Raw genomic sequence first — 13,644 nt, forward strand, 5'->3', positions numbered from 1 at the left:
GCCACCTCAACCATCGGTGTGGCGCGCGGCCACCTCAACCATCGGTGTGGCGCGCGGCCACCTCAACCACCGGCGGCCAGCGCGCGGCCACTCAACCACCGTCGTACCCCACCCACCTCGACCACCGTCGTACCCCGCCTACCTCGACCACCGGCGTACCCCACCCACCTCGACCACCGTCGTACCCCGCCTACCTCGACCACCGGAGCGGCGTGGCGACGGCCACGTCCCACGGGGCGTCGCACGGCGGCCCGCGGCGGCTCGAGGCTGGTACTGTCTGCGCCGTTCGACATCCTTTAACGAGCCGTCCCGTGAGGCGGAGAAGGAGGTCCGTGCAGGCATGCCTGCCACGACTGACGCCCTGGGCACAGGGGCGGGGGAGACCCCCGAACCGCCCGGCCGCACCGTTCTCGACGCCCGTGACATCGCCCGGGCGCTGACCCGCATCTCCCACGAGATCCTCGAGCGCAACAAGGGCCACGAGGGTCTCGTCCTCCTCGGCATCCCGACGCGCGGCGTCGGTCTCGCGCAGCGCATCGCCGCGCGGATCGCCGACACCGAGGGGGTCGCCGTACCGGTGGGGTCCCTCGACATCACGCTCTACCGCGACGACCTGCGCCGCCACCCGGCGCGCGGGCCGCAGCCGACGGAGGTGCCGCCCGGCGGCATCGACGGCAAGACGGTGGTGCTGGTCGACGACGTGCTCTACTCCGGCCGCACGGTCCGGGCCGCGCTCGACGCGCTCGCCGACCTGGGCCGCCCGGCGGCGGTGCGCCTCGCGGTGCTGGTCGACCGCGGCCACCGCGAGCTCCCGGTGCGCGCCGACCACGTGGGCAAGAACCTGCCCAGCGCGCGCAGCGAGCGCGTAATGGTCCGCCTCACCGAGACCGACGGCCTCGACGTGGTCCGCATCGCCGACCGCGCCGACACCCCCGGCACGACGGCGGCGGAGGGAGCCCGATGAGGAAGCACCTGCTCTCCGCCGAGGACCTCACGGCCGACGACGTCCACACCCTCTTCGCCACGGCCGCCGAGATGCACGACGTGCAGCGGCGCGAGGTCAAGAAGCTGCCGGCCCTGCGCGGCCGCACGGTCATCAACCTGTTCTTCGAGGACTCCACCCGCACGCGGTCGAGCTTCGAGATCGCCGGCAAGTGGCTCTCGGCCGACACCGTCAACATCACGGGCAAGGGCTCCTCGGCCTCCAAGGGCGAGAGCCTGCGCGACACCGTGCTGACGATCGGCTCGATGGGCGTCGACGCGCTCGTCATGCGCCACGGCGCGAGCGGCTCCGCGCAGCAGGTCGCGCAGTGGGTCGACGCGGTCGTCATCAACGCGGGCGACGGCACCCACGAGCACCCGACGCAGGCCCTGCTCGACGCCTACACCCTGATGCGCCGCTTCGGCACGGGCGGCCGCCTCGGCTCGCTGGAGGGCCGCCACGTCGTCATCGTCGGCGACCTCACCCACAGCCGGGTGTTCCGCTCCAACGTCGTGACCCTCACCCGCCTCGGGGCGCGGGTCACCGTCGTCGCGCCGCCGACGCTCATGCCGAGCGGGATCGACGCGTGGAGCCGGGCCGCCGGGTTCGCCACGTCGTACGACCTCGACGAGGTGCTCCCGACGGCCGACGCCGTGATGATGCTGCGCGTCCAGCGCGAGCGGATGAGCGGCGGGTTCTTCCCGACGAGCCGGGAGTACACGGTGGGCTACGGCCTCACCCGCGCCCGCCTCGGCGTCCTCGGTCCCGACGTCCCGATCTGCCACCCCGGCCCGATGAACCGCGGCCTCGAGATCGCCGCCGACGCCGCCGACGCCGCCCAGTCCGCGGTCCTCGAGCAGGTCTCGGCGGGCGTCGCGGTGCGGATGTCGGTGCTCTACCACCTGCTCGCCGGCGAAGGAGTCGCGTGATGACGCACGGCACGGTCCTCATCCAGGGTGCCTCCCTGCTCGGCGAGCGCACCGCCGACGTCCTCGTGGTCGACGGCGTCGTCGCCGAGATCGGTACGCCGGACGCCCCTGCGGGTGCGCGCGTCGTCGACGCCGACGGGCTGGTGCTGCTGCCGGGCCTCGTCGACCTGCACACCCACCTGCGCGAGCCCGGCCGCGAGGACGCGGAGACGGTGCTCACCGGCTCCCGTGCCGCCGCGGTCGGCGGCTACACCGCGGTCCTGGCGATGGCCAACACGAGCCCCGTCACCGACACGGCCGAGGCCGCGGAGCGGGTGCACGACCTCGGGCGCGCCGCCGGGCTGGTCGACGTGCAGCCGGTCGGCGCCGTCACCAAGGGCCTGGCGGGCGAGGAGCTCGCCGAGCTCGGGCTCATGGCCCGCAGCCGCGCCGGCGTCCGGGTCTTCTCCGACGACGGTCGCTGCGTCGCCGACGCCCGCGTCATGCGCCGGGCGCTGGAGTACGTCAAGGCCTTCGGCGGCGTCGTGTCCCAGCACGCCCAGGAGCCGACGCTGGCCGGCCCGACCGCCTGCTGCCACGAGGGCGAGCTGTCCGGCCGCCTCGGCCTGCCCGGCTGGCCCGGTGTCGCCGAGGAGGTCATCGTCGCCCGCGACGTGATGCTCGCCCGCCACACCGGCTCCCGGGTGCACGTCGCCCACGCCTCCACGGCCGGCACCGTCGAGGTGCTGCGGTGGGCGAAGAGCCAGGGGATCGACGTGACGGCGGAGGTCACCCCGCACCACCTGCTCCTCACCACCGACCTGCTCACCGGCTACGACCCGACGTACAAGGTCAACCCGCCGCTGCGCCCCGCCGAGGACGTCGAGGCGCTGCGCGAGGCCCTGGCCGACGGCACGATCGACGCCGTCGCCACCGACCACGCCCCGCACGCGCGCCACGACAAGGAGCACGCGTTCGTCGACGCCGCCTTCGGGATGCTCGGCCTCGAGACCGCCCTCGGCGTCGTCGCCACCACGATGGTGGAGACCGGCCGCATGGGCTGGGCCGATGTCGCCCGCGTCATGTCGACCCGCCCGGCCGAGATCGCCGGGCTGACCGGCCAGGGCCGCCCCCTGGCGGTCGGCGAGCCCGCGAACCTCACCCTCGTCGACCCGGCCACGGCCGTGGTCGTCGACCGCGACGCCTCGGTGTCGCTCTCCCGCAACAACCCCTGGCACGGCCGCTCGCTCACCGCGCGCGTCCGCGCCACCCTCCTGCGCGGCGCCCCCACCGTGCTGGACGGTGCGCTCGTCACGAGCGCCGACGACACGGAAGGAACCCCCGCATGAGCACCCCCGCGCTGCTCGTCCTGGAGGACGGACGCACGTTCCGCGGCGAGGCCTACGGCGCCGAGGGCGAGACCTTCGGCGAGGCGGTCTTCTCGACCGGCATGACCGGCTACCAGGAGACGCTGACGGACCCGTCGTACCACCGCCAGGTCGTCGTCATGACGGCCCCGCACGTCGGCAACACCGGCATGAACGACGAGGACGTCGAGTCGCGCCGCATCTGGGTGGCCGGGTACGTCGTGCGCGACCCCGCCCGCGTGCCGTCCAACTGGCGCAGCGCCCGCAGCCTGGACGACGAGCTGCGCGCCCAGGGCGTCGTCGGCATCAGCGGCGTCGACACCCGCGCCCTGACGCGGCACCTGCGCGAGCGCGGCGCGATGCGCGTCGGCATCTCCACCACCGAGACCGACCCGGCCCGCCTGCTCGAGCGGGTGCGGGCCTCCGGCGAGATGGCCGGCACCGAGCTCGCCGGCGAGGTCTCGACCACGGAGGCGTACGTCGTGCCCGCCGTCGGCGAACGCCGCTTCACCGTCGCCGCGGTCGACCTGGGCATCAAGTCCAACACCCCGCGGATGATGGCCGAGCGTGGCGTCGAGGTGCACGTGCTGCCCGCCACCACCACCATCGACGAGGTCCTCGCCGTCGGCGAGGACGGTCCCGACGGGCTGTTCTTCTCCAACGGCCCCGGCGACCCGGCGGCGACGACGCACCAGATCGAGCTGCTGCAGGAGGCGCTGGGCCGCGACCTGCCCTACTTCGGCATCTGCTTCGGCAACCAGCTCTTCGGCCGCGCGCTCGGCTTCGACACCTTCAAGCTGAAGTACGGCCACCGCGGCATTAACCAGCCGGTGATGGACCGCACGACCGGCAAGGTCGAGGTCACGGCGCACAACCACGGCTTCGCGGTGGACGCCCCGACGGACCGGCCGACGCAGACGCCGTACGGCGTGGCGACGGTCTCCCACGTCTGCCTCAACGACGACGTGGTCGAGGGCCTCGAGCTGCGCGCGCCCGACGCCGAGGGCGGCGCGCTGCGCAGCTTCTCGGTGCAGTACCACCCCGAGGCCGCCGCCGGTCCGCACGACGCGGCGTACCTCTTCGACCGTTTCTGCGAGCTCATGAGCGAGAAGGGGGCGCACCGTGCCCAGGCGTGAGGACATCCGGTCGGTCCTGGTGATCGGCTCCGGGCCCATCGTCATCGGCCAGGCGGCCGAGTTCGACTACTCCGGCACGCAGGCGTGCCGCGTGCTCAAGGCCGAGGGCCTGCGCGTCGTGCTGGTGAACTCCAACCCGGCGACGATCATGACCGACCCCGAGTTCGCCGACGCGACCTACGTCGAGCCCATCACGCCCGAGTACGTCGAGAAGGTGATCGCGAAGGAGCGTCCCGACGCCCTGCTGCCCACCCTCGGCGGCCAGACGGCGCTCAACGCGGCGATCGCGCTGCACGAGAACGGCGTGCTGGAGAAGTACGGCGTCGAGATGATCGGCGCGAGCTTCGAGGCCATCCACCGCGGCGAGAACCGCGAGCAGTTCAACGCGATCGTCGAGAAGGTCGGCGGCGAGGTCGCCCGCAGCTTCGTCTGCCACTCGATGGCCGACTGCGAGTCCGCCGCCGGCGAGCTGGGCTTCCCCGTCGTCGTGCGCCCCTCGTTCACGATGGGCGGCACGGGCTCGGGCATCGCGTACGACGCGACCGACCTGCAGCGCATCGCGGGCGCCGGCCTCGCGGCCAGCCCGACCACCGAGGTGCTCATCGAGGAGTCGATCCTCGGGTGGAAGGAGTACGAGCTGGAGGTGATGCGCGACAAGGCCGACAACGTCGTCATCATCTGCTCGATCGAGAACCTCGACCCGATGGGCGTGCACACCGGCGACTCGATCACCGTCGCGCCGGCGATGACGCTGACCGACCGCGAGTACCAGCGGCTGCGCGACCTGGCCATCGGCATCATCCGTGAGGTCGGGGTCGACACGGGCGGCTGCAACATCCAGTACGCCGTCAACCCCGCCGACGGCCGCATCATCGTCATCGAGATGAACCCGCGCGTCTCGCGCTCCTCGGCGCTGGCGAGCAAGGCCACCGGCTTCCCGATCGCGAAGATCGCCGCGAAGGTCGCCATCGGCTACACCCTCGACGAGATCCCGAACGACATCACCGCCGAGACGCCGGCGAGCTTCGAGCCGACGCTCGACTACGTCGTCGTGAAGGTGCCGCGCTTCGCGTTCGAGAAGTTCCCGGGCGCCGACCGCACCCTGACGACCCACATGAAGTCGGTCGGCGAGGCCATGGCCATCGGGCGCAACTTCACCGAGGCGCTGCAGAAGGCGCTGCGCTCGCTGGAGAGCCCCGACGCGGCGTTCGACTGGAGCCACGCCTGGGTCGACCTCGACAAGGACGCGCTGCTGGAGGAGATCCGCACCCCCACCGACGGGCGCCTGCGCCGGGTGATGGACGCGCTGCGCGCCGGCGCCACCGCCGAGGAGGTCCACGCCGCGACGGCGATCGACCCGTGGTTCGTCGACCAGCTGCTGCTCATCAACGAGATCGCGGGCGAGATCGCCGCGGCCCCGGAGCTCACCGAGACCGTCCTGCGCCGCGCCAAGCGCCACGGCTTCTCCGACGTGCAGGTCGGGCGCATCCGCAACCTCCCCGCGGCCGTCGTCCGCGGCGTCCGGCACGCCCTGGGCGTGCGGCCGGTCTACAAGACGGTCGACACCTGCGCGGCGGAGTTCGCGGCGCGCACGCCCTACCACTACTCGTCGTACGACGAGGAGACCGAGATCGCGCCCCGCGAGCGGCCCGCGGTGCTCATCCTCGGCTCGGGCCCGAACCGCATCGGCCAGGGCATCGAGTTCGACTACTCGTGCGTGCACGCCTCGCTGGCGCTCAGCGCGGCCAAGGACGGCGGCGACCTGCCCGGCGGCGGCTTCGACACGATCATGGTCAACTGCAACCCGGAGACGGTCTCGACCGACTACGACACCTCCGACCGGCTCTACTTCGAGCCGCTGACGCTGGAGGACGTGCTCGAGGTCGTGCACGCCGAGATGGCGGCCGGCCCGGTCGTCGGCGTCATCTGCCAGCTCGGCGGCCAGACGCCGCTCGGCCTGGCCCGGGGCCTCGAGGAGGCGGGCGTGCCGATCGTCGGCACCCAGCCCGCCGCCATCGACCTGGCGGAGGAGCGCGGGGCCTTCGGGCGCGTGCTCGCCGCCGCCGGCCTCACCGCGCCCAAGCACGGCACCGCCACCTCGTTCGCCGAGGCGGGCGCCATCGCGGCCGAGATCGGCTACCCGGTGCTCGTGCGCCCGTCGTACGTGCTGGGCGGTCGCGGCATGGAGATCGTGTACGACGACGCCGCCCTCGAGGCCTACCTCGAGAAGTACGTCGCGGCCGGCCTCATCAGCGCCGAGGCGCCCGTGCTCGTCGACCGGTTCCTCGACGACGCCGTGGAGATCGACGTCGACGCGCTCTTCGACGGCGAGACCCTCTTCCTCGGCGGCGTGATGGAGCACATCGAGGAGGCCGGCATCCACTCCGGCGACTCCTCCTGCGCCCTGCCGCCCATCACGCTCGGCGCCCGGGAGATCGGGCGCATCCGCGCGGCCACCGAGGCCATCGCGCGGGGCGTGGGGGTCAAGGGCCTCATCAACATCCAGTTCGCGCTCGGCTCCGACATCCTCTACGTGCTCGAGGCCAACCCCCGGGCCTCGCGGACGGTGCCGTTCGTGTCGAAGGCGACCGCCACGCCGCTCGCCAAGGCCGCGGCCCGCATCATGCTCGGCGAGACCGTCGGCGACCTGCGGGCGGCCGGGGTGCTGCCCGCGACGGGCGACGGCGGCACGCTGCCCGACGGCTGCCCCATCGCGGTCAAGGAGGCCGTGATGCCCTTCAACCGCTTCCGCGCCCCCGACGGTGCCCCCGTCGACACGGTGCTCGGGCCGGAGATGAAGTCGACCGGCGAGGTCATGGGCTTCGACGGCGACTTCGGCACTGCGTTCTCCAAGTCGCAGGCCGCCGCCTTCGGGTCGCTGCCGACCAGCGGCAAGGTCTTCGTCTCGATGGCCAACCGCGACAAGCGGGCCATGATCTTCCCGGTCAAGGTGCTGTCCGACCTCGGCTTCGAGATCGTCGCCACCCAGGGCACCGCGGAGGTCCTGCGCCGCAACGGCGTCGCGGTCACCGTCGTGCGCAAGCACCACGAGGGCCCCGGGCCGGACGGCGAGCGCACCACCGTGCAGCTCATCGACGACGGCGAGATCGGCCTCATCGTCAACACGCCGTACGGCGCGGCCGGCGCCCCCGGCGAGGTCGGGGCGCCGACCACCGGCACCGGCGGCCAGGTGCGGCTCGACGGCTACGAGATCCGCACCGCGGCGATCAAGGCGAACGTCCCCTGCATCACCACGGTCCAGGGGCTCGGCGCGGCGGTCCAGGGCATCGAGGCGCTGCGCCGCGGCGACATCGGCGTGCGCAGCCTGCAGGACTGGGCGCACGTGCTGCGGGCCGGGGCCTGAGCGGGTGGGCACCTACGACCGGTTCTTCCGCCACGTCCTGACGCGGACGGACCCGGAGGCGGCGCACCACGCCTCCTTCCGGGCCATCCGGGCGGCGGCGCCCGGCCTGCGGGCGGCGCGGGTCGCGCCGGCGGCCACGGCGCCCGTGCACGTGATGGGCCTGCGCTTCCCGCACCGCTTCGGGCTCGCGGCCGGGTTCGACAAGAACGCGGTCGGCATCGACGCGCTGGCCGCCCTCGGGTTCGGCCACGTCGAGATCGGCACCGTCACGGCGCTGGCGCAGCCGGGCAACCCCCGCCCGCGCCTGTTCCGGCTGCCCGCCGACCGGGCGGTCGTCAACCGGATGGGCTTCAACAACGACGGCGCCGTCGCCGTGGCCCAGCGCCTCGCGCTGCGGGCGGACCGCATCGAGCGCTCCGGCCGCCGCCCCGAGGTCGTGCTCGGCGTCAACATCGGCAAGTCGAAGGTCGTGCCGGAGGACGACGAGACCGCCGTGCTGCGCGACTACACGACGAGCACGCGCCTGCTGGCGCCGTACGCCGACTACCTCGTCGTCAACGTCTCCTCGCCCAACACGCCCGGCCTGCGCTCGCTGCAGGCCGTCGAGCGGCTCGCCCCGCTGCTGGCCGCCGTGCGGGAGAACGCCGACGCGGTGCGGGCCGAGCGCCGGGTGCCGCTGCTGGTGAAGATCGCCCCCGACCTGGCCGACGCCGACGTGCTCGCGGTCGCCGACCTGGCGATGGACCAGCGCCTCGACGGCGTCATCGCCACCAACACCACCGTGCGCCGCGACGGCCTGCGCACCCCCGCCGCGGAGGTCGAGGCCATCGGCGCCGGCGGGCTCTCCGGCGCGCCCGTCGCCGCCCGCTCCCGCGAGGTGCTCGCCCTGCTGCGCGAGCGGCTCGACGGACCCGCGCTCGTGTCCGTCGGCGGGGTGGACGGCCCCGCCGAGGCGCTCGCCCGCGTCCGGGCCGGCGCCGACCTGGTGCAGGCCTACTCGGCCTTCGTCTACGAGGGCCCGTTCTTCGCGCGCCGCGTGGCGCAGGAGCTCACGACGCACGACGGGAGCACCCGATGACGCCGTTCGGCGCCCGCCTCGCCGCCGCGACCGCCGAGCGCGGCCCGCTCTGCGCCGGGATCGACCCGCACCCCGGCCTCCTGGCCGCCTGGGGCCTCGACGCGACCCCGGCCGGGCTGGAGCGGTTCGCCCGGACCGCGGCGGAGGCGCTGGGCCCCGTGTGCTCGGTCGTGAAGCCGCAGTCGGCCTTCTTCGAGCGGTTCGGCAGCGCGGGCATCGCCACGCTGGAGCGGACCGTCGCCGACCTGCGGGCGGCCGGCGCGCTCGTGCTCCTCGACGTGAAGCGCGGCGACATCGGCTCCACCTCGCAGGCCTACGCGGACGCCTACCTCGACCCGTCGTCGCCGCTGGCGGTGGACGCGATCACGGCGAGCCCGTTCCTCGGCTTCGGGTCGCTGGCGCCGATGGTCGACACGGCCCGGCGCCACGGCGGGGGGCTGTTCGTCCTGGCGCTCACCTCGAACCCGGAGGCGCCCGCCGTGCAGTCGGCCCGCCGGGAGGGCCGCTCCGTGGCCGCCGAGGTGCTCGACGAGCTGCGGGCGCTCAACGCCGGCGCCGACCCGCTGGGGTCGTTCGGGGCCGTCGTGGGCGCCACGATCGCCGGCGTGGACGCGTCGGCGGGGGAGTCGCTGGACATCGGCGGACCGCTGCTGGCGCCCGGTGTGGGGGCGCAGGGCGGCACTCTGGAGGACGTGCGCCGGATCTTCGGCGACCAGGCCCGCCACGTGCTCCCCAGCTCCTCGCGCGAGGTGCTGGGGGCGGGGCCCGCCGTACCCGCGGTGCGCGAGGCGGCGCTGCGCTCCAACGCCGCGTTCCGCGCCCTGCTCGACTCCTGACGAGCCGGGCGCCCGTCGGACCGCGGCGATTGCCTCCTGCGCGACGGCGTGGCTAGATTGGCCCGTCGTCTCCCCCCATGCCTAGTCGAGGACTGCCCGTGGCCCTGCCCCCCCTCACCCCCGAACAACGTCAGGCCGCGCTCGCGAAGGCAGCGGCCTCGCGGCGGGAGCGGGCGGAGGTCAAGAACCGGCTGAAGACCGCCGGCGCCTCGATCTCGGAGGTGCTGGGCGACCGGGGGAGCAACGAGGTCATCGCGAAGATGCGCGTCTTCGACCTGCTGCAGTCCATGCCGGGCGTCGGCAAGGTGCGCGCGAAGCAGATCATGGAGCGCCTGCAGATCGCGGAGAGCCGCCGCGTGCGCGGCCTGGGCGCCAAGCAGGTCGCCGCCCTCGAGGCCGAGTTCGGCCCACGTGGCTGACCGCTCGCGCCTCGTCGTGCTCGCCGGCCCCACGGCCGTCGGGAAGGGCACCGTCGCCGCCGCGGTGCGCGCCAACCACCCGGAGGTGTGGATCTCCGTCTCGGCGACCACCCGCCGGCCGCGGCCCGGGGAGGTCGACGGCGTGCACTACCGGTTCGTCTCCGACGAGGAGTTCGACCGCATGGTGGCCGACGACGACCTGCTGGAGTGGGCCGTGGTCCACAAGGCGGCCCGCTACGGCACCCCGCGCCGCCCGGTCGAGGAGGCGCTGGCCGCCGGCCGGCCCGCGATGCTCGAGATCGACCTGCAGGGCGCGCGCCAGGTGCGGCGCACGATGCCCGACGCGCTCTTCGTGTTCCTCAAGCCCCCGAGCTGGGAGGAGCTGGTCCGCCGGCTCGTCGGGCGGGGCACCGAGACGGCCGAGGAGCGCGAGCGTCGGCTCGAGACGGCGCGCGAGGAGCTGGCCGCCGAGCACGAGTTCGACGTGACGGTCGTGAACCACGAAGTTCCTGCTGCGGCGCAGGAGTTGGTAGCCTTGATGGGTGCGCCCGCTCGGGCGCGCTGAAACACCCCCGATCACCTGTGAGGCTGCTGCGTGTCTGCCCCTGAAATCGCCGCCGTGGGCGTGACCAACCCGCCCATCGACGACCTGCTGACGAAGACGGACAGCAAGTACCAGCTGGTCCTCTACAGCGCCAAGCGCGCGCGGCAGATCAACGCCTACTACTCCCAGCTCGGCGAGGGCCTGCTGGAGTACGTCGGTCCGCTGGTCGACACCCACGTGCAGGAGAAGCCCCTCTCCATCGCGCTGCGCGAGATCAACGAGGACCTGCTGACCTGCGAGGACGTCGACCCGGCCGAGCTGGAGGCGGAGGAGGCAGCGGCGAAGACCGCTGCCGTCGAGTCGCCGTTCGGCGCCGAGTGACCTGAGCACCACGCTCACCACCCCGATGCCGTCCCCCGACCCGAGCGCACCCGTGGCCCGTCCGCGCGTGGTGCTCGGGGTGGGGGGCGGCATCGCGGCGTACAAGGCCTGCGAGGTCCTGCGCCGCTTCACCGAGTCGGGCCACGACGTGACGGCGGTCCCGACCGCCGCCGCGCTCGAGTTCGTCGGCGCGCCGACCTGGGCGGCCCTCTCGGGCAAGCCCGTCGCGAGCGACGTGTGGTCCGGCGTGCACGAGGTGCCCCACGTGCGGATCGGCAAGACCGCCGACCTCGTCGTCGTCGCCCCGGCCACCGCCGACCTGATGGCGAAGGCCGCGCACGGCCTGGCCGACGACCTGCTCACCAACACCCTGCTCACCGCCCGGTGCCCGATCGTCATGGTCCCCGCGATGCACACGGAGATGTGGGAGCACCCCGCGACGGTCGCCAACGTCGCCACGCTGCGCTCCCGCGGGATCCTCGTCGTCGAGCCCGCCGAGGGCCGGCTCACCGGCAAGGACACCGGCAAGGGCCGCCTGCCGGACCCGTCGGAGATCTTCGAGGTGGCCTCCGACGTGCTGGCCCGCTCGCTGGCGGGCGGCACCGGCCCCGACCTCGCCGGGCGCCGCGTGGTCGTCTCGGCCGGCGGCACGCGGGAGTACCTCGACCCCGTCCGCTTCCTCGGCAACCGCTCCTCGGGGCGCCAGGGCCACGCGCTGGCGCGGGCCGCGCTCGCCCGCGGCGCGGAGGTCGTGCTCGTCGCGGCCAACGTGGACCTGCCCGACCCCGCGGGGGCGCGCGTCGTACGGGTGGAGACCACCGCGCAGCTCGCCGCGGCGATGACGGCCGAGGCGAAGGGCGCCGACGCCGTCGTCATGGCCGCCGCGCCCGCCGACTTCCGGCCCGCCGCCTTCAGCGACGCCAAGATCAAGAAGCTCGCCGACGGCTCGGCGGCGCCGCTCGAGCTCGTGCAGAACGCCGACATCCTCGCGGGCCTCTCCCACGAGCGCCCCGCGCCGGGCATCGTGGTCGTCGGGTTCGCCGCGGAGACCGGAGACGCGACCGGCTCGGTGCTCGAGCTCGGGCGCCAGAAGCTGGCCCGCAAGGGCTGCGACCTGCTGGTCGTCAACGACGTCAGCGGGGGAGCGGTGTTCGGCAGCACCGACAACGAGGCCGTCATCCTCGGCGCCGACGGCACCGCGGTCGAGGTGCCCCGCGCGGCGAAGGGCGTCCTCGCCCACGCCATCTGGGACCAGGTCGTCCCGCTCCTGCCCGCCCGCGGCTGAACCGCCCGGCTGTCCACGTCCCGGGACGGCGCGCCGGATTCCGGTCGCCCTCCGCCCCCCGACTATGGTTTCGGCGGGGCGCAGCCGTGCGTTCCGAACGCCTCGTCGAGTGGGAGTGAGCGAACGTGCCTGGACGTCTCTTCACGTCGGAGTCCGTGACCGAGGGTCACCCGGACAAGATCGCTGACCAGATCAGCGACACCGTGCTGGACTACCTGCTCGCGAACGACGGGGACACGGCCAACCTCCGCGTCGCCGTGGAGACGCTCCTGACCACCGGCCTCGTCGTCGTGGCGGGCGAGGTGCGCACCAACGCGTACGCCCCCGTCGCCGAGCTCGTGCGCCGCAAGATCCTCGAGATCGGCTACGACTCCTCCGACAAGGGCTTCGACGGCTCCTCCTGCGGCGTCCAGGTCGCGATCGGCGGCCAGTCCGCCGACATCGCGCAGGGCGTCGACGACGGTCACGAGGCGCGCGTCGGCTCCTCCGACGACGAGCTCGACAAGCAGGGTGCCGGCGACCAGGGGCTCATGTTCGGCTACGCCAGCGACGACACCCCCGAGCTGATGCCGCTGCCGATCACCATCGCGCACCGCCTCTCCGAGCGCCTCTCGACCGTGCGCAAGGACGGCACGCTGGGCTACCTGCGTCCCGACGGCAAGACGCAGGTCACGATCGAGTACGACGAGGACGACCGCCCGGTGCGCATCGACACCGTCGTGCTCTCCACGCAGCACGCCGACGGCATCGACCTGGCGACCCAGCTCGAGCCCGACATCCAGCAGCACGTCATCGAGCCGGTGCTCGCGCAGTTCGACATCCCCTCGGACGGCTACCGCCTGCTGGTGAACCCGACCGGCAAGTTCGTCGTCGGCGGCCCCATGGGCGACGCCGGCCTGACCGGCCGCAAGATCATCGTCGACACCTACGGCGGCATGGCCCGCCACGGCGGCGGCGCCTTCTCGGGCAAGGACCCGTCGAAGGTCGACCGCTCCGCGGCGTACGCGATGCGCTGGGTGGCCAAGAACATCGTCGCGGCCGGCCTGGCCCGGCGGGCCGAGGCGCAGGTCGCCTACGCGATCGGCAAGGCCCACCCGGTCGGCGTGTTCATCCAGACGTTCGGCACCGGCGTGGTCTCCGACGAGGTCATCCAGAAGGCCGTGCTCGAGGTCTTCGACCTGCGCCCCGCGGCGATCATCCGCGACCTCGACCTGCTGCGTCCGATCTACTCGCTGACCTCGGCGTACGGCCACTTCGGCCGCGAGCTGCCCGAGTTCACGTGGGAGCGCACCGACCGCGCCGACGCGCTGCGCGCCGCCGCGGGCGTCTGATCCCGTAGCCGAG

General features: G+C 73.7%; 12 protein-coding genes. All 12 read left to right on the forward strand.

Going from position 1 to position 13,644, the window contains the following annotated elements; genetic code table 11:
- Window positions 1–340 precede the first annotated feature (340 nt).
- The 12 genes from pyrR to metK all read left to right on the forward strand — a co-directional run bounded on the left by pyrR (window position 341) and on the right by metK (window position 13,631).
- Window positions 341–964 carry a bifunctional pyr operon transcriptional regulator/uracil phosphoribosyltransferase PyrR gene (gene pyrR / locus ACOACO_RS10760; RefSeq protein WP_420296215.1) on the forward strand — a complete coding sequence of 208 codons (624 nt, stop codon included), beginning with the start codon at window positions 341–343 and terminating at the stop codon, window positions 962–964.
- Window positions 961–1,911, forward strand: a complete 951-nt coding sequence (locus tag ACOACO_RS10765; protein ID WP_420296216.1) for an aspartate carbamoyltransferase catalytic subunit — start codon at window positions 961–963, stop codon at window positions 1,909–1,911. The genes pyrR and ACOACO_RS10765 overlap by 4 nt, the downstream gene beginning before the upstream one ends.
- A complete protein-coding gene (locus ACOACO_RS10770; protein WP_420296217.1) occupies window positions 1,911–3,239 on the forward strand; it encodes a dihydroorotase in 1,329 nt (442 codons plus the stop codon). The genes ACOACO_RS10765 and ACOACO_RS10770 overlap by 1 nt, the downstream gene beginning before the upstream one ends.
- A complete protein-coding gene (gene carA, locus ACOACO_RS10775) occupies window positions 3,236–4,393 on the forward strand; it encodes a glutamine-hydrolyzing carbamoyl-phosphate synthase small subunit (RefSeq protein WP_420296218.1) in 1,158 nt (385 codons plus the stop codon). Before ACOACO_RS10770 ends, carA begins: the two co-directional genes overlap by 4 nt.
- Entirely contained in the window at window positions 4,380–7,757 is a 3,378-nt protein-coding gene (gene carB / locus ACOACO_RS10780; protein WP_420296219.1) for a carbamoyl-phosphate synthase large subunit, read from the forward strand. The genes carA and carB overlap by 14 nt, the downstream gene beginning before the upstream one ends.
- 4 nt (window positions 7,758–7,761) lie before the next feature.
- A complete protein-coding gene (locus ACOACO_RS10785) occupies window positions 7,762–8,835 on the forward strand; it encodes a quinone-dependent dihydroorotate dehydrogenase (RefSeq protein ID WP_420296220.1) in 1,074 nt (357 codons plus the stop codon).
- The gene (gene pyrF, locus ACOACO_RS10790) at window positions 8,832–9,671 is read left to right on the forward strand and encodes an orotidine-5'-phosphate decarboxylase (protein ID WP_420296221.1); all 840 of its coding nucleotides are present in this window, start codon (window positions 8,832–8,834) and stop codon (window positions 9,669–9,671) included. The genes ACOACO_RS10785 and pyrF overlap by 4 nt, the downstream gene beginning before the upstream one ends.
- Before the next feature lie 98 nt (window positions 9,672–9,769).
- The gene (gene mihF / locus ACOACO_RS10795) at window positions 9,770–10,090 is read left to right on the forward strand and encodes an integration host factor, actinobacterial type (protein WP_420296222.1); all 321 of its coding nucleotides are present in this window, start codon (window positions 9,770–9,772) and stop codon (window positions 10,088–10,090) included.
- Window positions 10,083–10,655 carry a guanylate kinase gene (gmk, locus tag ACOACO_RS10800; protein ID WP_420296223.1) on the forward strand — a complete coding sequence of 191 codons (573 nt, stop codon included), beginning with the start codon at window positions 10,083–10,085 and terminating at the stop codon, window positions 10,653–10,655. Before mihF ends, gmk begins: the two co-directional genes overlap by 8 nt.
- Window positions 10,656–10,685: 30 nt before the next feature.
- Window positions 10,686–11,015 carry a DNA-directed RNA polymerase subunit omega gene (gene rpoZ, locus ACOACO_RS10805; protein WP_420296224.1) on the forward strand — a complete coding sequence of 110 codons (330 nt, stop codon included), beginning with the start codon at window positions 10,686–10,688 and terminating at the stop codon, window positions 11,013–11,015.
- A 25-nt stretch (window positions 11,016–11,040) separates the two neighbouring features.
- Window positions 11,041–12,300 (forward strand): bifunctional phosphopantothenoylcysteine decarboxylase/phosphopantothenate--cysteine ligase CoaBC, encoded by a 1,260-nt coding sequence (gene coaBC / locus ACOACO_RS10810; RefSeq protein WP_420296225.1) that lies wholly within the window; start codon window positions 11,041–11,043, stop codon window positions 12,298–12,300.
- Window positions 12,301–12,425: 125 nt separating this feature from the next.
- Window positions 12,426–13,631, forward strand: a complete 1,206-nt coding sequence (metK, locus tag ACOACO_RS10815; RefSeq protein WP_420296226.1) for a methionine adenosyltransferase — start codon at window positions 12,426–12,428, stop codon at window positions 13,629–13,631.
- Window positions 13,632–13,644 lie beyond the last annotated feature (13 nt).

Origin of the sequence: Nocardioides sp. CPCC 205120, assembly GCF_048654585.1 — a bacterium.
Classification (GTDB): Bacteria; Actinomycetota; Actinomycetes; order Propionibacteriales; family Nocardioidaceae; genus Nocardioides.